Source organism: Micromonospora sp. Utrum1, from assembly GCF_057197805.1.
In genome coordinates, this window is record NZ_CM170071.1 from 2,196,808 (window position 1) to 2,219,652 (window position 22,845).

Genomic DNA, 22,845 nt, shown 5'->3' on the forward strand with positions numbered 1-22,845 from the left:
GGGCCGGCCCGGTGGAGCACAGCCGTGGGCACGGTGCGGGGCGGCGGGGACGCGGCCGACCGGTGGATCGGATCCGCAGTTCAGAAATTGCCGCCCCGGCCCTCGTGATCAGCTCGTCCATGCGACAGGTGCAGATCCCTCGATGGGAAATGCCTGCCCACATCATGGCACCGGTGATCTTCAATCGGATCCCCGGATCGTGCCGGTCGTCGATGCGTTCGGCCAGCCCGGTCGCACGTTCGTCTATTTCTCGATGGGCAGCAACTTTTCTGACTGCGCAACGCGTCACGGCCTGCCCAGCCTCGCCGTCGCACCGCCCGCTACCTGCGCCTTCGCCGGATCCTCCGGCATCCTCGGGTGGCCCGCCCGTCGGGTGGGAAGGGGGCCGGGGCCGGTGAATGTCCGGAGGCGGACGATTGGCCGGATCGATGGGTGATGGCCTCTTCTACGTATCTGCGCCGCCCCTATCTCCATTTCGGAGGCAGTTTTTGTAATGGGCGCGGATAGTGCGCATGGCCCCGTTTCCACCCGACCGGACGCGGGAAGTGCGGGGCCGCGCGTGCGGCACGCGGCGCGGCAGGAAAGGATGTGGTCATGACCGACCCTGTGCCGCCCACCGTCCCCAGGCGTGTCGTCGTCACCGGCGCCGCCGGCAAGCTCGGTCGCGCCGTGGTCGCGCACCTGCGCGCGGCGGGCGTCGACGTGCTCGCGGTGGACCGCGCCGGCGGGCGCGACCCGCGCGACGTCGACGGCGAGTTCCTCCTGGTCGACCTCACCGACTACGGGCAGGTGGTGGAGGCGTTCACCGGCGGCGCCGACGAGCACGCCGGCGGCGTCGAGGCGGTGGTGCATCTCGCGGCGGTCCCGGCGCCCGGGCTGCTGCCCAACGCGGTGACCTTCGCGAACAACTCGGCCGCCACCTACAACGTCTTCGCCGCGGCCCGGGCGGCCGGGATCAAGCGGGTGGTGTGGGCGTCGAGCGAGACGGTGCTGGGGCTGCCGTTCGACACCCCGCCGCCGTATGCGCCGGTCGACGAGGAGTACCCGCCGCGCCCGGAGTCGACCTACTCGCTGAACAAGGCCCTCGAGGAGGAGATGGCGCGGCACTTCTGCCGCTGGGACCCGGAGCTGGTCATGGTCGGCCTGCGCTTCTCCAACGTGATGGACGTCGAGGACTACGCGGGGTTCCCCGCCTTCCAGGCCGACCCGGGGCTGCGCCGCTGGAACCTCTGGGGCTACATCGACGCCCGCGACGGGGCCCAGGCGGTCGAGCGGGCGCTCGCCCACGACCGTCCTGGCGCCGACGTCTTCGTCATCGCCAACGCGGACACCGTGATGACCAGGTCCAGCGCCAGCCTGATGGCCGAGGTTTACCCGGACGTCGAGGTCCGCCGGGAACTCGGCCAGCACGAGACCCTGCTCAGCATCGACAAGGCCCGGCAGGTGCTGGGCTACGAGCCGCGACACTCCTGGCGGGACCACGTCGATCCCGCGGGTTGATCCGCCGATCAGCGGGCCGCGGCTCCGCTGAGCAGGGCCCCGCCGTCCGATCGGGGGAGCGGGTCTGGATCCGTAGGTGGTGCGGCCAGCCGGTGCGGCCGGAATTGGTGTCGTGCGGTGGAATCCGGTGCGGCGCGGTACCGCGCAAAGACCCTGCCTTCTACGGTGACGTCCGGCACGCGGGCGGGTGGACGTTGCCGGGGACCGACCCGGTGGTGCCGTCTCGGGCGTTCACAGGGAGTTGACTGGATGCAGGTCTGGAGTCGCACCGTCGCGGGTCTGGTCGCCGGGGCCGTCGTGGTGATGGGCGTACCGGCGGTCGCGGGCACCGTGGCCACCAAGCTCACCGCCACGAACGCCGGCACCACCGTACGGACCGGCGCGGCGGCGATGAGCGGCGGCGCCGCGCTCGGCGCGGCGCGTACGGTCGCCACCACGGCGCAGGTGGTGCCGGGAGACACCCGGCTGGTGCCGAGCGCGCCGCGTACCGACACGCCGAGGATCACCAACGGCGAGATCAAGGACCTGGAGGTGATCGGCAACCGGGTCTTCATCGCCGGGACGTTCACCTCGATCGCCAACGTCGGCGGGACGACGATCGGGCAGAAGTCGCTGGCCTCGTACAACCTGGACACCGGGAAGGTCGACACCGGCTTCAAGCCGACGTTCGACGGGTCCGTCGAGGCCGTCGAGGCGTCGCCCGACGGGTCGTCGCTCTACGTCGCGGGATCCTTCAACACGGTCGGCGGCGTCACCAAGCGGAAGATCGTGCGGCTCAACCCGACCACCGGCGCGCCGATCGCGGCGTTCACCGCGACCGCGAACGCCCGCGCCACCGCGCTGGCCGTGAGCAGCACCGCGGTCTACGTGGGCGGCCAGTTCAGCACGGTCAACGGGGTGAGTCGCAGCGGCCTGGTCGCGCTCAACCCGACCACGGGCGCGGTGGACACCGGCTTCAACCTGCCGCTCACCGGCGGCATCGGCGTCGGCGGCATGCTCACCGTGCAGCAGCTCAAGCTGACCCACGACCGGAGCAAGCTGCTCGTCGTCCACACCGGCCGGCAGATCGCCGGTCAGGACCGCTACGGCGTCGCCCTGGTCAACACCGCCACCAAGGCCCTGCTGCCGTGGCGTACCCGGCTGTGGGAGGACAACCTCTCCTTCGTCGGCGGCATCCAGCGGGTGTTCGCCGGTGACATCGCGCCGGACGACTCCTACTTCGTCGTCACCAGCGGCTCGGGCGGCGACCGCCCGCCGATCAACGACACCGCCATCGCGTATCCGCTCACCGGTGCCGACAACGTCCAGCCGCTCTGGGTGTCGCGGCACTTCGACAGCGTCTACTCGGTCGCCATCACCGCCACCGCGGTGTACGTCGGCGGCCACTTCAGCTGGCAGGAGTCGCCGACCTCCAACGTGCCCTGGCCCGGCCTGGACAACGTCGGGTACGGCACCGGCCAGGGCCTGAGCGGCTACGGCCTCGGCGACCAGGTGGTCCGCCGCGACCACCTCGGCGCGCTCGACCCCAAGACCGGCACCGCCCTGGAGTGGAACCCCGGCTCCAACTCGTACGAGGGCGAGAAAGCCATGCTGGCCACCTCCCGCGGTCTCCTCGTCGGCGGCGACGGCAACGTCAAGGGCGGCAAGACGGTCGGCCGGGTCGGCTTCTTCGACCTGTCCAAGGCGCCGGCGCCGGCGGCGGTGGACACCACCATCGTCACGCCCATCGAGGGCGCCGTGAAGCCGGCCAACGAGTCGTTCACGCTCGGCGGCCAGGCGCTCACCCCGGCCGGGGTCAGCCGCGTCCAGATCGAGATTCAGAACCGGAACACCAAGCAGTACCTGCAGGACGACCTCAAGACCTGGGGATCCGCCAACACCATCAACGCCACGGTCGCCGCGGTGAACACCGCCTCGACCACGTGGACGCTGCCGGTGTCGCTGCCCTCCGGCGTCTACCAGATCCAGGCGAAGACGTTCGGCCGCGACGGCGTCGGTGACGCCACGAAGGCCGTCAAGAAGATCGAGGCCTTCCGCTTCGACGACCTGCCGCCGTCGACGCGGATCGACTCGCCGCCCGGCGGCCTGCTGGCCACGAAGAGCTTCGTCGCCACCGGCACCGCCACCGACGACAAGGGCGTCGGCTCGCTGATCTATTCGTTCCGCACCTCGGACAACCGGTACCTCCAGGACGACGGGACGGTCGCCCCCGTCTACAACACCTTCCGCGGCGAGCCGGACGTGATCGGCGCGCTGTCGACCACCTGGCAGTTCGAGGTGGCCCTGCCGATCGAGGGCCAGTGGAAGATGAGCGCCACCGCGGTCGACACCGCCGGCCAGAGCGACCTGCGCGGCGACACCCGGGACTGGACCGTCTCGTCGACCGGTGTCCCGCCGACGGTGGCCATCAGCGCGCCCGTACCGATGACCCCGCCGACCGCGGCCGCGCCGATCACCGTCGCGCCCGGCGCCGCGATCACCTTCGCCGGCACGGCCAACGACGACGACGCGCTGAAGTCGGTCGAGATCTACCTGCGCAACAACACCACCCGGGAGGCGCTGGCCGCCGACGGCATCTGGGGCGCCGACTCGGTCGCGGCCTACCACCGGATCTCGCCGACCAACCTCGACGCCGCGTCCTACTCGTGGTCCTTCACCACCGTGCCGCTCACCCCCGGTGTCTACGACTTCCGGGTACGGGCCACCGACAGCCTGGGCCTGACCACGTCGAGCACCAACCTGGGCCGGCTCAGCGTCACCGCGCAGGTGCCCGGCGACGCGTTCCCGAACGGCCTGCTGAGCTTCACCGGGGTGGACCAGAACGTCGACCGGTTGCACCTCGACCTGGCCGGCACGGCGACCGACGACAGGGGCGTGCAGAGCGTCCGGGTGGCGCTGCGCGACCTGGACACCGGCCGGTACGTGCAGCCGAACGGCACCATGGCCGCCGCCTTCGCCACGGTCAACGCCACGCTGGCCGCGCCGGGCGCGACGAGCACCGCGTTCAGCCTGTCGATCGACCTGCCGACCAAGGGCGAGTACAGCGTCGAGGCGTGGGCCGTCGACACGGCGGGCCAGCAGGACGGCTCCACCTCCGGCGCCACCGCGCGGTACCTCGTGTACCCCGGTGACCTCGATCCGCGGCTGGAGCCGAGCATCACCCCGGTGGAGGGTCAGGCCTACACCGGCGGCCGGATCGTGGTCAGCGGACGGGCCGTCGACGACCTCGGGATGCTCCGCGTGGAGATCCAGATCTCCAACAGCGCGGGTCAGGGTATGAACGCCGCCGGCACCTTCAGCACGCCGGGCACCCCCGGCAACTTCCCGTGGATCGCGTCCTTCCTGACCAGCCCGGGTTCCCCGGGATCGAACTTCGCGTACACCTCGCCGGTGATTCCGGCGGGCACCTACACCGTCTCGATCCGCGGCGTCGACAACTACGGGCAGCTCCAGCAGCCGCCGCGGACCGTCTCGGTGACCGTCAGCTGAGCGGCTCGGCCGCGGACCGGTCCAGCCCTCGGGGCGGATCGGTCCGCGGCCGGTCGGGCGGTCCGCTCAGCGCGGCTCGATGAGGCACATTCCGGCCGCTGCGGGCCGGTCCATCGTGGTCAGCGCGTCCGGCACCTGATCGAGGCCGATGGTGCGGGTGATCAGCTCGCCGGGGCGCAGCACCCCGGCGGTGACCAGCCGGAGCAGCTCCGGGTAGGCGTGTGCGGCCATGCCGTGGCTGCCGCGCAACTCCAGCTCGTACGCGATCACCAGCTCCATCGGCAGCGCCGGACGGCCCTGCGCGACGGGGAGGAGGCCGACCTGCACGTGCCGGCCGCGCCGCCGCAGGCTCTCGACGGACGCCGCGCAGGTGGCGTGACTGCCCAGCGCGTCGAGCGACAGGTGGGCGCCGCCGCCCGTCGCCTCCCGGACGGCCGCAGCCACCGCGCCGGGCCCGGTGAGCGAGCCGCCGTCCAGACAGACCGTCGCCCCGCAGCGCCGGGCGAGTTCCAGCGCGCCGGGGGAGATGTCGACCGCCACCACCCGAGCCCCGCAGGCTGCCGCGATCATCACGGCCGACAGGCCCACGCCGCCGCAGCCGTGCACCGCCACCCACTCGCCCGCGGCCACCCGCCCCTGGCCCACCACGGCCCGGAACGCCGTGGCGAAGCGGCAGCCGAGCGCCGCCGCCGTCGGGTGGTCCAACTCGTCGGGAAGCCCGACCAGGTTGACGTCGGCGTGCCGCACCACCACGTACTCGGCGAACGAGCCCCAGTGGGTGAAGCCGGGCTGCGTCTGCCGCTCGCAGACCTGCTGGTCGCCCGCGAGGCAGGCGGGGCACCGCCCGCAGGCGCAGACGAAGGGCGCGGTGACCCGGTCGCCGGGCCGCCAGCCACGGACGTCCGCGCCGACCGCCGCGATCACACCCGCGAACTCGTGCCCGGGGACGTGCGGCGGGCGGATGTCGGGGTCGTGTCCCTGCCAGCCGTGCCAGTCGCTGCGACACAACCCCGTCGCCTCGACCCGGACGACCGCGCCGTCGGGCGGCGCCACCGGGTCCGGCACCTCACGGACCTCGGGTCGGGCACCGAACTGGTCGAAGATCACCGCACGCATGACCCGCATCCTCACACGGGCGAGGTTCCGTCCGGAGCCGGGCCGGCCGGCGCATACCACCGCTTCGGCGCGCGAAGGTTGCCACGATGGGAGCGTGACAGCGCCCGGCTGGTATCTGGTGCGGGCGGCGTGGGACTGCTCCGCGCTCTTGACGGCCGGTCAGCGTATTTTCGAGAGCGCAAATGGAATGAGCGGGTGGCAAACATCTTTAGCCACGTCTCACGGTAAGGTCGTTCACGCTGCTCATCGCGAGAATCGGTGCGCAATGAGCGGGCCGCAAGTTGCATATGAGCCAGGAATTGACGAGACCGCAAGAATGCAATTACCAGGCCAATCCCATTGACGTCGGCAAATCTTGACTTGATTCGTCGAGGGGCGCACCGTGAAAGGTGCCGGCACCCGAGGGGTCGCCGGGTCGCCATTTCAGGAGGCGGTCATGCGGTGGAATCGGTTCGCCGGCGCGTATCTCGCCGACCCGGCGCAGGTGTGGCGGCAGCTCCTCGACTCCCCGGGCGGGGTGCACCACGACGAGGACCTCGGGCTGTGGCTGATCACCCGGCACGCCGACGTGCGGCGCGCTCTCGGCGACACCGAGAGCTTCGGCAACGCCCTCACCCTCGCGCCGGTCTACGACGTCTGCCCGGAGGCGCTGGCCGTCATCATGCAGATCGACGCCCCGCCCACCACCGCCGCCGCCGATCCGCCGGTGCATCCGCGGACCCGCCGGGCGCTGCGGGCCACCTTCGCCAACACGGCCGACCGGGTCGAGCAGCGGTACGGCGCGATCGTCCGGCGGCGGGTCGACGAACTGGTGTCCCGCCTCGCCGCCCGTGCCGGGCAACAGGTCGACCTCGTCCGGGAGTTCACCACCGAGCTGCCCCTGCTGGTCCTGCTCGACCTGCTCGGCGTGCCGGAGCGGGACATCGGCCGCGTCCGGGCCTGGGCGGACGGCCAGATCGCCCTCGTCTGGGGGCGGCCGGATCCGGCGGAACAGGTCCGATTGGCCCGGGGCCTGCTGGAGTTCTGGCGCTACTGCCAGGACCTCGTGCGGGACCGGCTCGACGGTGGCCGGCCCGGCGACGGCTACGTCGATCAGTTGCTCGCGTACCGGGGTGGCGACGACGAGGTGCTCACGGTCGCCGAGGTGTCGAGCATCGTGTTCAACCTCCTGGTCGCCGGGCACGAGACCACGGCCGGGTTGCTCGCCCACGCGCTGGACCAGGTTCTCTCGGACCCCGGCCGATGGCCGATGATCGCGGCGGAGCCGCACCGGGTGCCCGCGTTCCTCACCGAGACGCTGCGCTTCGCGCCGGCCATCGACGGGTGGCTGCGGGTGACGAAACGGCCGATCACGCTGGGCGGAGTCACCATCCCGGCCGGGGCGCGCTGCCTGCTGCTCATCGGCGCCGCCAACCGGGACCCGGCGGTGTTCGCCCACCCGGACCGGTTCGACCCGGGGCGGACCGACGCGAACGAACACCTCTCCTTCGGGCACGGGCCGCACTTCTGCATCGGCGCGGCACTGGCCCGGCTCGAGGCCGGGATGGCGCTCACCCGGCTCGCCGTGGCCGTACCGGGGCTGCGGCTGGCCCCCGGGCACCGCCGGTCCTACCAAGCCAACGTGGCGTTCCGGGCGCACCGCGGCCTACCGGTGGTCATCGACACCAAGGTGCCGTCCGGCGGCCGGGCGGCCCCCGCCGTCGAGCGACCGGCGGCCTGACCGCGCCATGCGAGGCGTTGACCTGCGGACGCCGTCACAGAGCGGAGTCATGTCTTCACACCCGTCGGCCGATGGGTTAAGAATTGTCCCTTGCGAATGCCCAGTCATCACCCCACCCCGATCTGATGACGATGCCGACCCGGCGTCGCGAAGGTGAGCACATGGATCGCACGCCCCCGTCGAGCGCCGCTCACTGCGCTGCCAGTCACCGGTTCCGTGCGGAGTTGCGCCGGTGGCGGACGCGCCAAGGGTTGACCCAGCGGGCGCTGGCGGAGCGGGTGCGGTTCAGCCGGGAGACGGTCGCCGCGGTCGAGTCCGGTCGCCGGTTCGGCAGCCAGGAGTTCGCCGTCCGATGCGACGAGGTGCTCGGCACGGGTGGCCGGCTGGCGGCGCTGTGGCCCCAGGTGGCGGCGGAGCAGTTAGCCGCGGACGGTCGGCGCGGTCCCCGGTTCGGCGAGGTGGCGCGGCTGGACGCGGTGCCGCCCGCCCGGCGCGACGCGCGCGATCCGGAGGCGGTGGTGGCCGCCATCGACGAGTTGCGGGAGCTGATCGGTCAGGTGCTCGGCCAGCCGGAGGTGGACGGCCACCCGCCGTCGCCCGGCCGGTCCTGACCGCCGCGGCCCGCACCGGCCGGCGCGGCCCGTCGGTGCTGGCAACTCTGGGTACAGATGCTGGTACGGCCTGTTTGTACCACCGCGAGGGCTGGTCTGGGCGCACGGCTTCCGGCGCAATGAGACGTGCAATCCGCAAATGCAGATGACCTTTGTAGATGAGTGCGGGGAGTCAGCCTTGGCGTCGAGCACGAGGTCCCACGTGGCCCGACCCTACCCGACCCGCCGCCGCGGCTGGAAGATCGCCGCCCGGATGCGTCTCATCGTCGCGGCGCCGCTGGTCGCCGTGCTGGGCTTCGCCGGCCTGGCGCTGACCGAGAGCGCCCGGCAGACCACCCGCGCCAGCGACCTCGGCCTGCTGGCCCAGCTCGGCGCCGAGGCGGGCGACCTGGCCCACCGGTTGCAGAACGAGCGCATCGTCGCCGCCGACCTGCTCACCCGGGGCGCACCGGAGCAGCAGGACGCCTTCGCCGACGCCACCACCGCCACCGACGCGGCCGTGGCCCACTACCGCCGGCAGCGGGCGAAGCTGCCCGCCGGCTCCGCCGCCGGCCAGGCCGTCCTGCCGCGGATCGACGCGGCGCTGGCCGGCCTGCCGCCGCTGCGCGCCCAGGTGCGCACCGCGGAGCGCGCCTCGGTGTCGGCGATGACCTTCAGCTACCGGATCGCGATCGCCGACCTGCTCAGCCTCCGCGAGAGCGTCACCCTGGGCGTGGTCAACGCCCGGATCGCCGACGGGATCCGGGCCTCGGCGGCGCTGTCCAAGGTGGCCGAGGCGGTCGGTCAGCAGCAGGTCGCCGTCCTGCGCGCGGTCGCGGCCGACCAGCTGACGCCCGCCATGCAGCAGGACATCACCGCCGCCCGGACCGGCTTCACCGAGTCGAGCCTCGCCTTCCTGGCCCTCGCCCGGCCCGCCTGGCGGGGCTGGTGGGAGCAGGCCGGCAGCGGCGAGAGCGCGCTGCTGCTGCAACGGATGCAGGACCAGGTGTCCCGGAGCGTCGCGGGCAGCCGGCTGGAGCTGGACCTCGACACCTGGGTGACCGCCACCCGGCAGTGGTCCGTGCGCCTGGCCGAGCTGCGCCAGCGGGTCGACGCGGCGGTGCTCGACGACGTCCGCGCCGCGCACGCGGACCAGCGGCGGCGCACGGCGGTGGAGGCGGCGGCCGCCGTGGTGGCCCTGCTGCTGACCACGCTGGTCACCTGGGCGGTGGCCCGGCAGATCACCCGGCGGCTGCGCCGGCTGCGGGACGCGGCCAACGCCGTCGCGTTCGAGCGGCTGCCGCAGGTCGTGGCCCGGCTCCAGGAGCCGGACAGCTCCTCCGTGGACCCCGACGAGCTGGCCCGGCGACAGGCCGCCGACGCGCTGGAGCCCTCCAGCGACGACGAGATCGGCGAGGTGGGGCAGGCCTTCACCGCGGTGCACCGGGCGGCGGTGCGGACGGCGGTCGAGCAGGCGGTGATGCGGGCCAACACCGCCGAGATCTTCATCCACCTCAGCCGCCGGGAGCAGCGGCTGGTCGACGCGGTGCTGGCCCAGGTCGACAAGGTCGAGCGGGACGAGACCGATCCCGACCGGCTGCACCAGCTCTACACGCTGGACAACCTGGCCACCCGGATGGGGCGGATCAACGCGAGCCTGCTGGTGCTCGGCGGGGTCGGCGTCGGGCGGGTCCGCCACCACGACGTGCCGCTGCAACAGGTGCTCCAGGCGGCGCAGAGCCAGATCGAGCACTACGCCCGGATCCGCCTCGGCCTGATCGACGGGGACGTCGCCGTCGCCGCCGAGTCCGTCGACGAGGTCGTGCACCTGCTGGCCGAACTGATGGAGAACGCCACCGGCTACGCGCCGCCGGCGACCGAGACCTGGGTGACCGGCCGCAGCCTGGGCGACCGGGTGATCGTCCAGATCAGCGACGAGGGCGTGGGGCTGTCCCCGCAGCGCCGCCAACAGCTCAACGACCTGCTCGCCCGCCCGCCCGCCGTCGACGTCGCCGCCGTGCGGGCGATGGGACTGGTCGTGGTGGGACAGCTCGCCGCGCGGCTCGGCGTGGCCGTGCAGCTCCGCCCCGGCCCGCGCCGCGGCACCATCGCCGAGGTGGCGCTGCCGGGGACGATCATCCGGCCGCTGCCGCCGGAGGAGTTCCTGCTCACCGCCGCCCGGCCGTCCCGGCGGGCGGCGCGGACCGCCGTGGCGACGCCGTACCGGGCGGCGCCGGAGCCCTGGGCGGGCAGCCCGCCGGCCGAGCCGGTGCTGCCGGTGGCGCCGGTCTACCGGCCCGCGCCCGCGCCGGACCGCGGTGCCGCGCCCGCCGAGGAGCTCGTCATCTTCCACCAGGTCAACCACTGGTTCCAGGCCGACCGGCCGGACGGCGGGAACGGTACGCCGTGGGCCGGCCCCGCCGACGACGCCTGGCGTACGGCGGCCCGGGCCGACGCGCCCGAGGTCGCCGGCACCACCACCTCCGGCCTGCCTATGCGCCAGCCGCAGCAGCACCTGGTGCCGGGCGGCGTCACCGTGCCGCGGCAGCGCTCCGAGCACCGCGACCCGGCCCGGGTGGCCACCGCGATGGCCGCGTACGCCCGGGGCGTCGCCGGCCGCCGGCCCAATCTGATCAACAACTGATCGACAGGGAGTGCACGTGACCGACCACCAGGATCTCGGCTGGCTGCTGGACGCCTTCGCCGAGCGCGCCACCGAGGTCAGCCATGCGATCGCCATCTCCAGCGACGGCCTCATGGTGGCCGCCACCCGAGGGCTCCCGCCCGACCGGGCCGACCAGCTGGCGGCGACCGGCAGCGGCCTGGTGAGCCTGCTCCGCGGCGCGGCCGCCTTCTTCGACGCCGGCGCGGTGATCTCCAACGTCACCCAGCTCGAGGGCGGGTTCATGTTCTCCATGGCCTTCAACGACGGCGCCTCGCTGCTCGTGCTCGCCGACCCGCAGTGCGACGTCGGCAAGGTCTCCTACGAGATGACCGAGCTGGCGAACCGCATCGGCGACGCCCTGACCCCCGCGGCGCGGGCGGCCCTGAGCCGCAGCCGCTGACCTCCCGGCGCCCCCACGCCGAACACCCCCACCCCCTCACGTAGGAGCGAACATGTCCCTGACCATGCCCCGGCGCCGCCGTGCCCGCACCGCGGCGCTGCTCGCCCTCGTCCTGCTCGCCGCGCCCGCGTGCGCCGACGACCAGGGCGCCGCCGGCTCCGGCGGATCCGTCAAGATCGGCCTGCTGGCGTCGCTCTCCGGCACGTACCAGGCGGTCGGCAAGGACATCCGCGACGGTTTCCAGCTCTACCTGTCCACCCACGACGGCAGGCTCGGCGGCCGGCGGGTGGAACTGGTGGTCGCCGACGAGGGCAACGGGGCGGCCACCGCGGTGCCGGCCGCCACGAAGCTGCTCAAGCAGGACCGGGTGGTGGCGCTGACCGGCGTCGTCGGCGGCGGCTCGGTGGCCGCGGTCTACCCGCTGCTCAACGAGGCGAAGGTGCCGTTCGTCGGCTCCAACGGCCGGCCGGAGCTCAAGGACGTGTCCCGGGTCTGGCACACCTCCTACCTGTCCGACGAGCCGGGCGAGGCCGTCGCCCAGCACGTGCGCGACGACGTCAAGGGCAGCGTCTACGCCATCGGCCCGGACTACCAGGGCGGCTGGGACGAGCTGCGCGGTTTCACCGAGGCCTTCGCCAAGGTCGGCGGCAAGCTGGCCAACCCGGACGGGAGAACCACCTTCACGCCGTTCCCGACGACCACCAACTTCACCCCGTACTTCGCGCGGATCAAGGCCTCCGGGGCGGACGCCGTCTACACGTTTTACGCCGGCAGCGCGGCCGTCGACTTCGTCAAGCAGTACGCCCAGTCGGAGGTGAAGGACCTGCCGCTCTACGCGGCCGGCTTCCTGACCGAGGGCGGGGTGCTCAACGCGCAGGGCGAGGCCGCCCGGAACATCTACTCGGTGCTCAACTACTCCCCGGACCTCGACAACGCGGAGAACCGCGCGTTCGTGGCCGCCTGGAAGGCCGAGCACGACGGCTCCCCGACCACGTACGCCATGGCCTCCTACGACGCGGCGGCCGTGCTGGACCGGGCCATCGCGGCGGCCGGGGACGACCCGACCCCGGAACGGGTGAACGCGGTCATCGGCCAGCTCGGCCAGATCGCCAGCCCGCGCGGCACCTGGCAGTTCTCGCCGACCACCCACGCACCCGTGCAGAAGTGGTACCTGCGCCAGGTGCGCCAGGACGGCCGGGCGCTGTCCAACACCGTGGTGGGCGATCTCGCCACCGTCGGCGGATGATCGGGGTGGCCGCCGGCCTCCGGCTCGACCCGTACGTCGTCCCCGCCCTTGACGGGGTCGCCTACGGGCTGCTGGTCTTCGTCGCCGCCGCAGGGCTGGTGCTCTGCTTCGGCGTCGCCGGCATCCTGAACCTGGCGCACGGCACCCTCTACGCGATCGGCGGCTACACCGCGGCGGCGCTGCTGGACGGCGGCTGGCCGAGCCTGGCGCTGGCGCTGGCCGTCGGCGTGGTCGCCGCCACCGCCTCCGGCGCGCTGGTCGCCGGGCTGCTCACCCGGGTCGCCGCGCGCAGCCACCTCACCCAGGCGCTGCTGACCTTCGGGGTGGCGCTGGCCGGCGGGAGCCTGCTCGTGGGCGCCTTCGGGCCGGACGACCCGCCGGTGCGTGTCCCCGCCGCGCTGGACGGGTCGGTGGCCGTCGCCGGCCACCGCTACGCGGCGTACCGGCTGGTCTTCATCGTCGTGGCCGCGCTGCTCGCCGGCCTGCTCCACCTCGTGGTGCGCCGCACCCGGGCCGGGATGCTGGTCCGCGCGGCCGTCGACGACGCCGAGATGGTCGCCGTCCTCGGAGTGAGCCCGGCCCGGATCCGGGTCGGCGTGCTCGCGGCCGCCGGGGCGCTGGCCGGCGCCGCGGGCGTGCTCGGCGCGCCGATCATCGGTCCCGGGCCGGACACCGCCGACGCCGTGCTGCTGCTCTCCCTGGTGGTCGTCGTCCTCGGCGGCCTCGGCTCGATGACCGGCACCCTGCTCGCCGCGCTGGCCGTCGGGCAGATCCAGACCCTGGGCGTCGCGCTCGCCCCGTCGGCCGCCCCGTTCCTGCTCTTCGCCGCCATGGCGGCGGTGCTCGCGGTACGGGCGCGGGGCCTGGCCACGGCCCGGAAGACGACATGAGGCAGCGAGCCGTCCGCGCGCTGCGTCGCGGTGTCGCCGCGGTGGTCGTGGCCGCCCTGGTGCTGGCGCCGTGGGCGGTCGACGACTACACCGTCGCGCTGCTCGCCCGCACCCTGGCGCTCGGCCTGGTGGCGGTGAGCGTCGCCCTGCTCACCGGCGTCGCCGGGCTGCCCACCCTCGGCCAGACCGCCCCCTACGCGGCGGGTGCCTATGCCAGCGCCGTCGTCGGCGGCCACCTTTCCGACGTCGGCCTGGTGCACCTGGGCGTCGCGGCGGCGGCCGGGGCGGCGCTGGCCGCGGTGACCGTCCCGCTGGTGGTCTCCGCGCGGGGAGTGGTGCTCCTCATGATCACCCTGGCGGTCGGCGAACTCGCCGTGACCGTCGTCGGGCGCTGGCGGTCGGTGACCGGCGGCACCGACGGGCTGGCCGGCGTCGCCGCGGCCCGTCCACTGTGGGGGCTGCCGGTGCTGGCCACCGACCGGGCCCGCTACCTGTACACCCTGGTGGTCGTCGCGGCCCTGGTTGGCGTGGTGCTGCTGGTCCTGCGTACCCGGGTCGGGCTGCTGCTGCGGGCCGGCCGGGACGACGAGGCCCGGCTGCGGGCCAGCGGCCACCGGGTGCCGGTCCACGTCGCCGGCGTGCACGTCGCCGCCGGGGCGGTCGCGGGCGCCGCCGGCTCCCTGCTGGTGGTGGCCCAGCGGTACGCCTCACCGGCCGACTTCGGCTTCGACGCCTCCGCCCTGCTGCTGCTCGGCGTGGTGATCGGCGGCACCGCCTCGGTCGGCGGCGCCCTGGTCGGCGCCGTGCTCGTGGTGGCCGCCCGGGACTGGCTCTTCGGCGTGCTCCCCGGGCAGGCGCCCCTGGTGCTCGGGCTGGCTTTCGTCGCCGCCGTGTACCTGCTCCCCGACGGCGGGCGCCGCCCACCGGTACGCGGCCGGTTGCTGCCGGCCGTCCCGGCCCGCCGTCCCGCCCCGGACCGACCGACGCCGACGGGAGTACGCGCATGACCCCGCTGCTGTCCGCCCACGGGATCACCGTCCGCTACGGGTCGCTGGCCGCGCTGGACGGCGTCGATCTGCGGATCGAATCCGGCCAGCGGCACGCGCTGATCGGGCCGAACGGCGCCGGCAAGACGACCCTGCTGGACGTGCTCGGCGGGTCCACCCGGGCCGGTGGCGGCCGGGTGCTGCTGGCCGGCCGGGACGTCACCCGGCTGGGCACGGCCGCCCGCTCCCGCCGGGGGATCGGCCGGGTCCACCAGCGCCCCGCCGTCTGGTCGACGCTGACCGTGCGGGAGAACGTGCTGGTCGCCGCGCTGCCGCGGGCGGTGCGGCCGGGCCGGTGGCACCCGTCCGCACGGCGACGGGCGGCCGAGCGGACGGCGGACGCGCTGCTGGCGCGGGTGGGCCTGGGCGAGATCGCCGCGATCCCCGCCGGGCAACTGGCCCACGGGCAGCGCCGGCAGGTGGAGATCGCCATGGGGCTGGCCGGCCGGCCGCGGCTGCTGCTGCTCGACGAGCCCGCCGCCGGGCTGTCCACCGTCGAGGTCGGCTGGCTCGTGGAGTTCCTGCGGACGCTGCCTCGCGCGGTCGCGGTGCTCCTGGTCGAGCACCGGCTGGACCTGGTCTACGCGCTCTGCGACGCGGTGACCGTGCTGCGCGACGGCCGGACGCTGGCCACCGGGACGCCGGCCCAGATCCGCGCCTCCGGCCCGGTCCGGGAGGCGTACGCCGAGGGGGTGGCCTGATGCTGCGGATCGACCGGCTCCGCGCCGGCTACGCGGGCGGCACCGTGCTGCACGAGGTGAGCCTCGAGGTGCGGGCCGGCACCGTCCAGGCGGTGGTGGGCCGCAACGGCGCCGGCAAGAGCACGTTGGTGCACAGTGTGGCCGGCCTGGTGCGGCCGTACGCCGGGCGGATCGAGATCGGCGGCGTGCAGGTGGCGGGGCGGCAGCCGCACCGGATCGCCCGGTCCGGCGTCGGCCTGGTCCCGCAGGGCCGGCGGGTCTTCTCCCGGTTGACGGTGGCCGAACACCTGGTCCTGGCGGCCGCGCCGTGGCGGGCCGCGACGCCCGGCGGCGAGGGCTGGACGGTGGCCCGGATCCTGGAGCTGCTGCCCCGCCTGGGGTCCCGGCTGCGCCACCGCGGCGACCAGCTGTCCGGCGGCGAGCAGCAGATGCTGGCCATCGCCCGGGCCCTGCTCGGCCAGCCCCGGCTGCTGCTGCTCGACGAGCCGTGCGAGGGGCTCGCCCCCGACCTGGCGGCCCGGGTGCGGGAGCTGATCGGCACGCTGGCCCGGTCCGGGCTGACCGTGCTGCTCGTCGAACAGCAGCTCCGGCACGCCGTCGAGGTGGCGGACCGCATCGCGGTGCTGGAGTACGGCCGGGTGGTCTACGACCGGCCGGTGCACGAGGTCCGGGCCGACCCGGACGTCCTGGCGGCGATGCTCAGCGTCGCCGCGGTCCCGGAGCCGCCGGCTCCCCGACCGGTGCCCGGGCTCTGGTCCGACGCCGGGCACCTGACCCGACCCGCTGCGACAGGGATGAGGAACGATGCCGACCCACGTGCCTGACACCGACTACGCCTTCGACACCGGCTCCCCGGAGGCCGTGCCCCAGCTACGGGCGCTGGAGTCCTTCCTGGATCCGATCACCGCGCGCCGGATGGCCCCGCCGGTGCTCGCCCCGGGCGGCGTGTGCTGGGAGGTCGGCGCCGGTGGCGGCTCGGTCGCCCGCAGCCTGGCCCGCGCGGTCGGCCGCGGCGGTCGGGTGCTGGCCACCGACCTCGACACCACGCAGCTCACCCCGACCGGCAACCTGGACGTACGCCGGCACGACGTGCGCACCGAGCCGCCGCCCGGCGACGCCTTCGACCTGATCCACGCGCGGCTGGTGCTGGTGCACCTGCCGGAGCGGCGGCGCGTGCTGGCCTCGCTGGCCGGCGCGCTGGCCCCGGGCGGGTGGCTGCTGGTCGAGGAGTTCGACTGCACCGCGCCGCTGCGTGTGCTGACCGCGCCGAGCGACGACGCGGCGAAGCTCTTCGCCCAGGTGACGGACGCGATGCTCGACATCCTGCAGAGCCACGGCGCGGACCTGGCCTGGGCGCAGGACGTGCACGGGGAGCTGGTGGCGGCCGGGCTGGTCGAGGTCGACACGGTCACCCACTCGCAGAGCTGGCCCGGGGGCTCCCTCGGGGCGTCGCTGTACGGGACGAACTCCCGGCAGCTGGAGCCGGAGCTGCTCGACGCGGGGCTGTCGCCGGGCCAGCTGGAGGCGTTCCGCAAGCTGCTGCGGGACCCGGGGTTCGCCGTGATGTCGTACCAGTTCGTGTCGACCCGGGGCCGGCGGCCTGCGGCGCGCTGAGGGCCGGCCCTGCCTCACTGCCCGAGGAACTCCTCGACCACGGTGGCCAACCGCACCGGGGTCTCGTACATGGCGTAGTGCCCCGCGTTGGCGAGGACCTCCAGCCGGGCGTTGGGGTAGTGGCGCAGCCAGGTCTCGCGCATCGTGTCGGCGCCCAGCGCCGGGTCGTGTTCGCCGACCACGGCGAGCGCCGGCACGGGGTTGCCCTTCACCTCGTCGGTGAAGTCGGTCCGCGCCCACGCGGTGAGGTACGCGCCGAACGCCTCCGGGGTGGAGTGGGTCAGGGAGAACCGCACCATCTCGTCGAGCCAGCGGCCGGACAGCCGGTTGCCGGTGGTGAGATCGATGATCGCGCGCCGGTTGGCCGGGTTGGCGGCGGCGCCGTCGAACAGCGTCCAGCCCTGCAGGTCGAACGGCACCCCGCCGGCCGGGACCGGGCTGATGCCGACCAGGCGGGCCACCCGCCCGGGCGCGTCGGCGAGGACGCGCTGGGCGGCGCTGCCGCCCATGGAGTGCCCGACCACCGAGAAGGTGTCCCAGCCGAGGGAGTCGACCAGCGCCAGGGCGTCGCGGGAGATCTCGGCGATGGTGTGCTCGCCGGCGACGCCGGTGCGCGCGCCGTAGCCCCGGTAGTCCGGGAACGCCCAGGTGAAGCGCTCGACGTCGATCAGCTCCGGCAGCCAGCCCCAGCCGTGCGCCGACCCGAACCAGCCGTGCAGGGCCAGCACCCGGTGCGGCCCGTGACCCACGCTGACGTGGCTGATCGTCATGACGGCGACCCCTTCCGCTGCTTCGGTGTGGCGACAGTGAACGGCCTGACGGCCCACCAGGGGAACATCGGCGTCGGAAAGGCGACCCGGACCGGCGGGTCGCCGGGCGCGCGCCGAGGTGACCGCCCGCCCCCGGTTTGGGGGTGGACGGTCACCTCGGGCCGTTCGAGCGGAACGGATCAGACCAGGCCACCCATGGCCGGGTCGCTGATGCTGGGCCTGCCGTTCTCGACGTGACCGGCGTACCGGGCCGCGAAGGCGGCGTCGGCGGAGACCGTGACGGTCAGGTCGTACCAGCCGTGCGCCCGCGACAGCGACCACGACGGCGACTTCGTCTCGCCCGGCTTCAACGACAGCCGGGTCCGCCGCGACGAGTAGCGGTCGGCGACGGTCACCTCGACCCGCTTCGCGCCCCGGTTCACCAGGGCCAGGCCGACCTCGTGGTCGCGCTCGTCGTACCGCGCCCGGACGTCGACACCGGCGCCCGCGCCGCCGGTGAAGCGGCGGAAGAAGCCGTTGGGGCCGTGCACCTCGAGGTCGTACCCGGCGGTGGCGTCCCAGGTGTCGCTCACCTGCGTGCCCGGCTCGACCGTGTAGGTGCGGGGCGGCTGGGCCGGGTCGGCCGAGCGGACCTGGAAGACGCCGGTGGCGCCCCCGGAGTTGCGGAAGTCGAGCTGGAACGATGTGCCGGCGGCCCGGCCGTCCACGTGCAGGGTGTACGGGATGGCCCGCGCGGGCCGTACCCCGCGCTCCTGGCCGGGCAGGCGCGGGTCGGCCGGCGGCACCGGCACCTCGTCGGGCTGGCGGGTGAGGTCGACCGGCTTGAGGTCGGCGGTGTCCGGCAGCGTCACCCGCGGCGAGGCGTTCGGGGTCCGGAAGTCGAACGCGGTGGTCAGGTCGCCGACCACCGCGCGGCGCCACGGCGTGATGTTGGACTCGACCAGGTCGGCGTTGCCCTTGGCGAACCGGGCCTCCAGGAAGCGGATCAGCGACGTGTGGTCGAACACCTGCGAGTTGACCCAGCCGCCCCGGGTCCACGGCGAGACGACGATCATCGGCACCCGGATGCCGAGGCCGTACGGGCCGGCGGCGCGGCGGGCGTCGCCCGGGAAGACCTCGTTGGTCGTCGGCACGGTGGACAGGCCCTCGGCACGGCTCTGCGGCGGCGTCGGTGGCACCAGGTGGTCGAAAAAGCCGCCTTCCTCGTCGTACGTGATGAACAGGGCCATCCTGCTCCAGACCTCGGGGTGGCTGGCCAGGATGTCGACGACCTGCGACATGTACCAGGCGCCGTAGTCGGGACCCCAGTTCGGGTGCTCGCTGTAGGCCTCCGGCGCGACGATCCAGGACACCTGCGGCAGCGTTCCGTTCGCCACGTCCCGGCGGAAGTCGGCCAGCAGCGCCTCCGGGGAACGGTCCTGCTTCGAGATCTCGGTGCCGGTCTTCGCCCGGTCGGCCAGCGGGGTGCCGGGCCGGGCGTTCTGGTACTGGTGGAAGTAGAGCAGCGAGTTGTCCCCGTAGTTGCCGATGAACGGGTCCCCGGTCCAGCCCCAGTAGCCCTCGGCGGTCAGCCCCAGGCCGACGTCCTGGTAGACCTTCCAGGAGACCCCGGCGCGCTCCAGCCGCTCCGGGTACGTCGACCAGTCGTAGCCCGCCTCGGCGTTGTCGATCACCGGGCCGCCGGCCCTGCCGTCGTTGCCGACCCAGCCGGTCCACAGGTGGTAGCGGTTGGGGTCGGTCGAGGCCAGCACCGAGCAGTGGTAGTTGTCGCAGACCGTGAAGGCGTCGGCGAGGGCGAAGTGGTACGGCAGGTCGGCGCGCGTGTGGTGGGTCATGGTGACCACGCCCTTGTTGGGCACCCACCGGTCGTACCGGCCGCCGTTCCAGGCGCCGTGGGTGTCGGCCCAGCCGTGCGGCGGGTCGGGCAGGAAGGTCTGCCCGAGGTCGGGCACCTCGGGCCGGAAGGGCAGCAGGTCGGCGGAGCCGTTCGGCTGGTGCCAGACGCTGCGGCCGGAGGGCAGCGTCACCGGGTGCGGGTCCGCGAAGCCCCGGACACCGCGCAAGGTGCCGAAGAAGTGGTCGAAGGAACGGTTCTCCTGCATGAGGAAGATGACGTGCTCGACGTCCTCGATCGAACCGGTCCGGTTGTTCGCCGGGATGGCGAGGGCCTTGCTGAAGTCCACCGGCAGGGCGGCCGCCGCCACCGGAACGCTCATCATCTTCAGGAATTTTCGACGGTCGACACTTGCCATGACAGAGAGCACCACCTGACTGACGCCGAACAACTGGCGGGTGCACGCTATCGGCGCCAGATGGACCGGACGTGTCCGGAACGCGAGCGTCGCCCCAACGCCGGTCGAGCCGTGGTGGTGCCGTTCGGCCGCCCGTCGTCAGCGCAGCGGGCCGTCTCCCGGGCCGTTCGGGTCGTCGACCAGGTGGATGGCGGCCTCCTCGGCGCTGGCCGCGCCCCCGTCGATGCCGACGTCCCAGGCGACCGCTTCCGCCTGCTGGTCCTCGCCGAGGCCCTCGTCGTCGGCGACCAGACGTCCCGTCCGGGCCTCCCGGTCGTAGCCCCGGCGGGTCAGCTCGTCCTCGTCCTCGTCGTCGGCCACCTCGGCGTACGGGTCGATGTCCGGCTCCTCCTGCGCGAGCAGTTGCGCGAGGGACTCGCCGGCCCGCTCCTCGGCGGCCGTGGTGCCGAACCGGTTCGCCGCCGTCCAGTGGTCCGCGGCGACGATGCCGGTGTCGAGAGGATCACCGGTCCGGTCGTCGTCGAGGGTGTCCGAGGCGTCCAGGACACCGTCGTCCTCGGCCACGTTCCACTCGTCCGCGAAGTCGGTCCGCTCGGTCTGGCTCATGGCGATTCCTCCCTGGTCAACGCCCGGCACTGCCACCCCAGCCTAGAGCCGCCCGGGCCGACGACAACCGCGGGGGACCGGTCACAGCCTCCGCCCCCGGCCGTCGCGGGCGACGATCCCGTCCAGCGGTGTCCCGGGGGCGAGCACCGCCGGGTCGAACCAGAAGATCACCAGTCGGGGATCCTCGCTCCACCGGGCGAGCCGGGCCTCGACCTGGCGGCCGTCGACGGTGCCGACGATCCGTGCGGCCGGCCCGACGAAGTACCCGAAGGTGGGCACCGGGGCGTCGGCGGGCAGCCGTCCGTGCTGGTCGTAGCCGATCTGGTGGAACCCCGGCCGGCGGTCGCTGCCGGTCACGTCGTTGACCAGATAGTCGGTGGTCAGCTCGCCGGCGGGGGAACGCCGGCCGGCGGCCAGGCCGATCGCCACCCCGGGCAGTTCGGGCACGTCGACGGGGACGAGGTAGAACACCCGCTCGTCGGCGCCGTACCGGATGCCGCTGCCCACCACGGCACCGACCGGTCGGGGCCGGGGTTCCGGCGGGGTCGCGGGGTCGGCGGTCGCCGCCGGGGTGACGGCGGGCACGGTGACCACCGCCGCCGGGGGTTCCGGCGGACGGGTCCGCGCCACGATCCCGCCGACGCCGACGAGCAACGCGGCCACCGCCACCGCCACCGCGCCGGTCCCGGCGACCCGCCGGCGGCGACGCACCCGCCTGCCCTCCCGCATGATCCCGGCCAGGTCGAGACCGTTCCGGTCGGCCCGCTCGGTCGCCCGCATGGCCCGGCGCAGCTCGTCCACCTCGTTCATCGGCGCGTCCCCTGCGGCTCCGGCGCGGCGAGCCCCGCGGTGCGCAGCTTGTCCAGGGCGCGGGAGCCGGTGCTCTTGATCGTCCCCACCGAGACGTCGAGTTCGCGGGCCACCTGTGCCTCCGGAAGATCGAAGTAGTAGCGCAGGACGACGACGGCCCGTTCGCGCGCGGTGAGCGTGCCGAGGATGCCGAGCAGCCAGCGCCGGGTCGCCACCTCGTCGGCCACGTCGCCGCGACGCTGCTCCGGGAGGTCCTCGGTCGGGTACTCCCGGATCGGCCGCCGCCAGTTGTCGACGAGATGGTTCACCAGCACCGACCGGGCGTAGCCGTAGGCGTCGCCGCCGCGGATCCGGGACCACGACGCGTAGGTGCGGACCAGCGCCGTCTGGGCCGCGTCCTCGGCCTGGTGATGGTTGCCCGTCATCAGGAAGGCGGCGTGCACCAGCCGCGCGGACGCCGCCGTGGCGAACTCGACGAACTCCGCGTCACCCCGGGCCATGCCCGCCCTCTCCACATCCCACCTGGGTCAGGACGGGTGAGGCGGGTGAAAGGTTGAGTCGCCGCCGGACCAACTTTGTCACCGGGTCACCCGTCCTCCTCGCTGCCGCACCACCAGCGACGGCGAGGGGAGACGGAGATGACGACGACCGTGGGCCGGGCGCGCGGCGGCGGGACGATGCTACTGCTGGCCGCGCTGCTGTCCGGCTGCGCGGCGCCCGCCGCCGGCCGGCCCGCCACCCCGTCCGCCGGCCCGGCCGCCGCCGCGCCGGCGCCGGCGCCCGCCCGGCAACGGCCGGCCCCGATCGGCTATCCCGCGGACGGCGGCAACCAGTGGCGGGTTCGCCGCCCCCGGGCCGGCCACCCCGAGGGGTACGGGCCGACTGCTGCGCTACCGGGTCGCGGTGGAGCGCGACATCCGCGGGCTGCCCGCGGCCGACTTCGCCGCGGAGGTCACCCGGACGCTGGCCGACCCGCAGGGCTGGACCGCGGACGGGACGATCGCCCTGCGCCGGGTCGGGCGGGACCAACCGGCCGACTTCACCGTCTACCTCGCCACCCCCGGCACCCGCGACGAGCTGTGCGGGGACGCGCCGGACGGTTACACCTCGTGTCGCTCCGGTAACCGGGTGGTGCTCAACGTCGCCCGCTGGGTCGAGGGCGTGCCGGGCTACGGGGCGAGCCTCGCCACCTACCGCCGGTACATGGTCAACCACGAGGTCGGCCACCGGCTCGGCCACGGGCACGAACGGTGCCCGGGGCGGGGCCGGCCGGCGCCGGTGATGCAGCAGCAGACCCTGGGCCTGCACGGCTGCACGCCGAACGCGCTGCCGTACCCGCACGGCCGGCGGTACGCGGGATCGCCCGGGGCGTACGCCGATCCGGTGCCGCCCCGGGAGCGGGGCCGGCCCGACTGAGCCGGGCGGGGACG

General features: G+C 74.1%; 19 protein-coding genes. 13 read left to right on the plus strand and 6 right to left on the minus strand.

The window, feature by feature from the left end; all coding sequences use genetic code 11:
* Positions 1-594: 594 nt before the first annotated feature.
* Together AC0OLQ_RS10650 and AC0OLQ_RS10655 are read left to right on the plus strand one after the other, a co-directional pair.
* Entirely contained in the window at positions 595-1,500 is a 906-nt protein-coding gene (locus tag AC0OLQ_RS10650) for an NAD-dependent epimerase/dehydratase family protein (RefSeq protein WP_484531180.1), read from the plus strand.
* Positions 1,501-1,749: 249 nt separating this feature from the next.
* Complete coding sequence (locus AC0OLQ_RS10655; RefSeq protein ID WP_484531181.1) at positions 1,750-4,989, plus strand: phage tail protein; 3,240 nt, start codon at positions 1,750-1,752, stop codon at positions 4,987-4,989.
* Between the two features lie 66 nt (positions 4,990-5,055).
* Here the strand turns inward: AC0OLQ_RS10655 and AC0OLQ_RS10660 are convergent, their stop codons facing one another.
* Complete coding sequence (locus tag AC0OLQ_RS10660) at positions 5,056-6,105, minus strand: zinc-dependent alcohol dehydrogenase family protein (RefSeq protein ID WP_484531182.1); 1,050 nt, start codon at positions 6,103-6,105, stop codon at positions 5,056-5,058.
* A gap of 436 nt (positions 6,106-6,541) precedes the next feature.
* Between AC0OLQ_RS10660 and AC0OLQ_RS10665 the strand changes: the two genes are divergently transcribed.
* The 10 genes from AC0OLQ_RS10665 (at position 6,542) to AC0OLQ_RS10710 (ending at position 16,977) form a co-directional block, all read left to right on the plus strand.
* A complete protein-coding gene (locus tag AC0OLQ_RS10665) occupies positions 6,542-7,825 on the plus strand; it encodes a cytochrome P450 (RefSeq protein WP_484531183.1) in 1,284 nt (427 codons plus the stop codon).
* 161 nt (positions 7,826-7,986) lie between these two features.
* Entirely contained in the window at positions 7,987-8,436 is a 450-nt protein-coding gene (locus tag AC0OLQ_RS10670) for a helix-turn-helix transcriptional regulator (protein WP_357333205.1), read from the plus strand.
* 202 nt (positions 8,437-8,638) lie between these two features.
* Positions 8,639-11,059 carry a sensor histidine kinase gene (locus AC0OLQ_RS10675; RefSeq protein WP_484531184.1) on the plus strand — a complete coding sequence of 807 codons (2,421 nt, stop codon included), beginning with the start codon at positions 8,639-8,641 and terminating at the stop codon, positions 11,057-11,059.
* A gap of 16 nt (positions 11,060-11,075) precedes the next feature.
* On the plus strand, positions 11,076-11,480 hold the full coding sequence (locus tag AC0OLQ_RS10680; RefSeq protein WP_121398599.1) for a roadblock/LC7 domain-containing protein: 405 nt from the start codon (positions 11,076-11,078) through the stop codon (positions 11,478-11,480).
* A gap of 52 nt (positions 11,481-11,532) precedes the next feature.
* Positions 11,533-12,726, plus strand: a complete 1,194-nt coding sequence (locus AC0OLQ_RS10685; protein ID WP_484531185.1) for an ABC transporter substrate-binding protein — start codon at positions 11,533-11,535, stop codon at positions 12,724-12,726.
* On the plus strand, positions 12,723-13,616 hold the full coding sequence (locus AC0OLQ_RS10690; RefSeq protein ID WP_484531186.1) for a branched-chain amino acid ABC transporter permease: 894 nt from the start codon (positions 12,723-12,725) through the stop codon (positions 13,614-13,616). Before AC0OLQ_RS10685 ends, AC0OLQ_RS10690 begins: the two co-directional genes overlap by 4 nt.
* Complete coding sequence (locus AC0OLQ_RS10695) at positions 13,613-14,623, plus strand: branched-chain amino acid ABC transporter permease (RefSeq protein WP_484531187.1); 1,011 nt, start codon at positions 13,613-13,615, stop codon at positions 14,621-14,623. Before AC0OLQ_RS10690 ends, AC0OLQ_RS10695 begins: the two co-directional genes overlap by 4 nt.
* Positions 14,620-15,363: an ABC transporter ATP-binding protein gene (locus tag AC0OLQ_RS10700; protein ID WP_484531188.1), complete on the plus strand. Its 744-nt coding sequence runs from the start codon at positions 14,620-14,622 to the stop codon at positions 15,361-15,363. Before AC0OLQ_RS10695 ends, AC0OLQ_RS10700 begins: the two co-directional genes overlap by 4 nt.
* Complete coding sequence (locus AC0OLQ_RS10705) at positions 15,363-16,187, plus strand: ABC transporter ATP-binding protein (RefSeq protein WP_484531189.1); 825 nt, start codon at positions 15,363-15,365, stop codon at positions 16,185-16,187. Before AC0OLQ_RS10700 ends, AC0OLQ_RS10705 begins: the two co-directional genes overlap by 1 nt.
* A complete protein-coding gene (locus tag AC0OLQ_RS10710) occupies positions 16,168-16,977 on the plus strand; it encodes a class I SAM-dependent methyltransferase (protein WP_484531190.1) in 810 nt (269 codons plus the stop codon). Before AC0OLQ_RS10705 ends, AC0OLQ_RS10710 begins: the two co-directional genes overlap by 20 nt.
* Before the next feature lie 14 nt (positions 16,978-16,991).
* Here AC0OLQ_RS10710 and AC0OLQ_RS10715 read toward each other — a convergent pair whose 3' ends face one another.
* The 5 genes from AC0OLQ_RS10715 to AC0OLQ_RS10735 all read right to left on the minus strand — a co-directional run bounded on the left by AC0OLQ_RS10715 (position 16,992) and on the right by AC0OLQ_RS10735 (position 21,915).
* A complete protein-coding gene (locus AC0OLQ_RS10715; protein ID WP_357333197.1) occupies positions 16,992-17,747 on the minus strand; it encodes an alpha/beta fold hydrolase in 756 nt (251 codons plus the stop codon).
* Between the two features lie 179 nt (positions 17,748-17,926).
* The gene (locus tag AC0OLQ_RS10720; protein WP_484531191.1) at positions 17,927-19,999 is read right to left on the minus strand and encodes a phosphocholine-specific phospholipase C; all 2,073 of its coding nucleotides are present in this window, start codon (positions 19,997-19,999) and stop codon (positions 17,927-17,929) included.
* 138 nt (positions 20,000-20,137) lie between these two features.
* Entirely contained in the window at positions 20,138-20,605 is a 468-nt protein-coding gene (locus AC0OLQ_RS10725) for a DUF5709 domain-containing protein (protein ID WP_484531192.1), read from the minus strand.
* Between the two features lie 81 nt (positions 20,606-20,686).
* Positions 20,687-21,415 (minus strand): hypothetical protein, encoded by a 729-nt coding sequence (locus AC0OLQ_RS10730; protein WP_357333194.1) that lies wholly within the window; start codon positions 21,413-21,415, stop codon positions 20,687-20,689.
* Complete coding sequence (locus AC0OLQ_RS10735; protein ID WP_357333193.1) at positions 21,412-21,915, minus strand: SigE family RNA polymerase sigma factor; 504 nt, start codon at positions 21,913-21,915, stop codon at positions 21,412-21,414. Before AC0OLQ_RS10735 ends, AC0OLQ_RS10730 begins: the two co-directional genes overlap by 4 nt.
* A gap of 385 nt (positions 21,916-22,300) precedes the next feature.
* On the opposite strand from AC0OLQ_RS10735, the gene AC0OLQ_RS10740 reads away from it, so the two are divergent.
* The gene (locus AC0OLQ_RS10740) at positions 22,301-22,831 is read left to right on the plus strand and encodes a DUF3152 domain-containing protein (protein ID WP_484532320.1); all 531 of its coding nucleotides are present in this window, start codon (positions 22,301-22,303) and stop codon (positions 22,829-22,831) included.
* Positions 22,832-22,845: the final 14 nt, after the last annotated feature.

Coding starts and splice junctions, on each gene's coding strand:
- AC0OLQ_RS10650 (WP_484531180.1), top strand. CDS start 595: ATGACCGACCCTGTGCCGCCCACCGTCCCCAGGCGTGTCGTCGTCACC.
- AC0OLQ_RS10655 (WP_484531181.1), top strand. CDS start 1,750: ATGCAGGTCTGGAGTCGCACCGTCGCGGGTCTGGTCGCCGGGGCCGTC.
- AC0OLQ_RS10660 (WP_484531182.1), bottom strand. CDS start 6,105: ATGCGTGCGGTGATCTTCGACCAGTTCGGTGCCCGACCCGAGGTCCGT.
- AC0OLQ_RS10665 (WP_484531183.1), top strand. CDS start 6,542: ATGCGGTGGAATCGGTTCGCCGGCGCGTATCTCGCCGACCCGGCGCAG.
- AC0OLQ_RS10670 (WP_357333205.1), top strand. CDS start 7,987: ATGGATCGCACGCCCCCGTCGAGCGCCGCTCACTGCGCTGCCAGTCAC.
- AC0OLQ_RS10685 (WP_484531185.1), top strand. CDS start 11,533: ATGTCCCTGACCATGCCCCGGCGCCGCCGTGCCCGCACCGCGGCGCTG.
- AC0OLQ_RS10690 (WP_484531186.1), top strand. CDS start 12,723: ATGATCGGGGTGGCCGCCGGCCTCCGGCTCGACCCGTACGTCGTCCCC.
- AC0OLQ_RS10695 (WP_484531187.1), top strand. CDS start 13,613: ATGAGGCAGCGAGCCGTCCGCGCGCTGCGTCGCGGTGTCGCCGCGGTG.
- AC0OLQ_RS10700 (WP_484531188.1), top strand. CDS start 14,620: ATGACCCCGCTGCTGTCCGCCCACGGGATCACCGTCCGCTACGGGTCG.
- AC0OLQ_RS10705 (WP_484531189.1), top strand. CDS start 15,363: ATGCTGCGGATCGACCGGCTCCGCGCCGGCTACGCGGGCGGCACCGTG.
- AC0OLQ_RS10710 (WP_484531190.1), top strand. CDS start 16,168: ATGCCGACCCACGTGCCTGACACCGACTACGCCTTCGACACCGGCTCC.
- AC0OLQ_RS10715 (WP_357333197.1), bottom strand. CDS start 17,747: ATGACGATCAGCCACGTCAGCGTGGGTCACGGGCCGCACCGGGTGCTG.
- AC0OLQ_RS10720 (WP_484531191.1), bottom strand. CDS start 19,999: ATGGCAAGTGTCGACCGTCGAAAATTCCTGAAGATGATGAGCGTTCCG.
- AC0OLQ_RS10725 (WP_484531192.1), bottom strand. CDS start 20,605: ATGAGCCAGACCGAGCGGACCGACTTCGCGGACGAGTGGAACGTGGCC.
- AC0OLQ_RS10730 (WP_357333194.1), bottom strand. CDS start 21,415: ATGAACGAGGTGGACGAGCTGCGCCGGGCCATGCGGGCGACCGAGCGG.
- AC0OLQ_RS10735 (WP_357333193.1), bottom strand. CDS start 21,915: ATGGCCCGGGGTGACGCGGAGTTCGTCGAGTTCGCCACGGCGGCGTCC.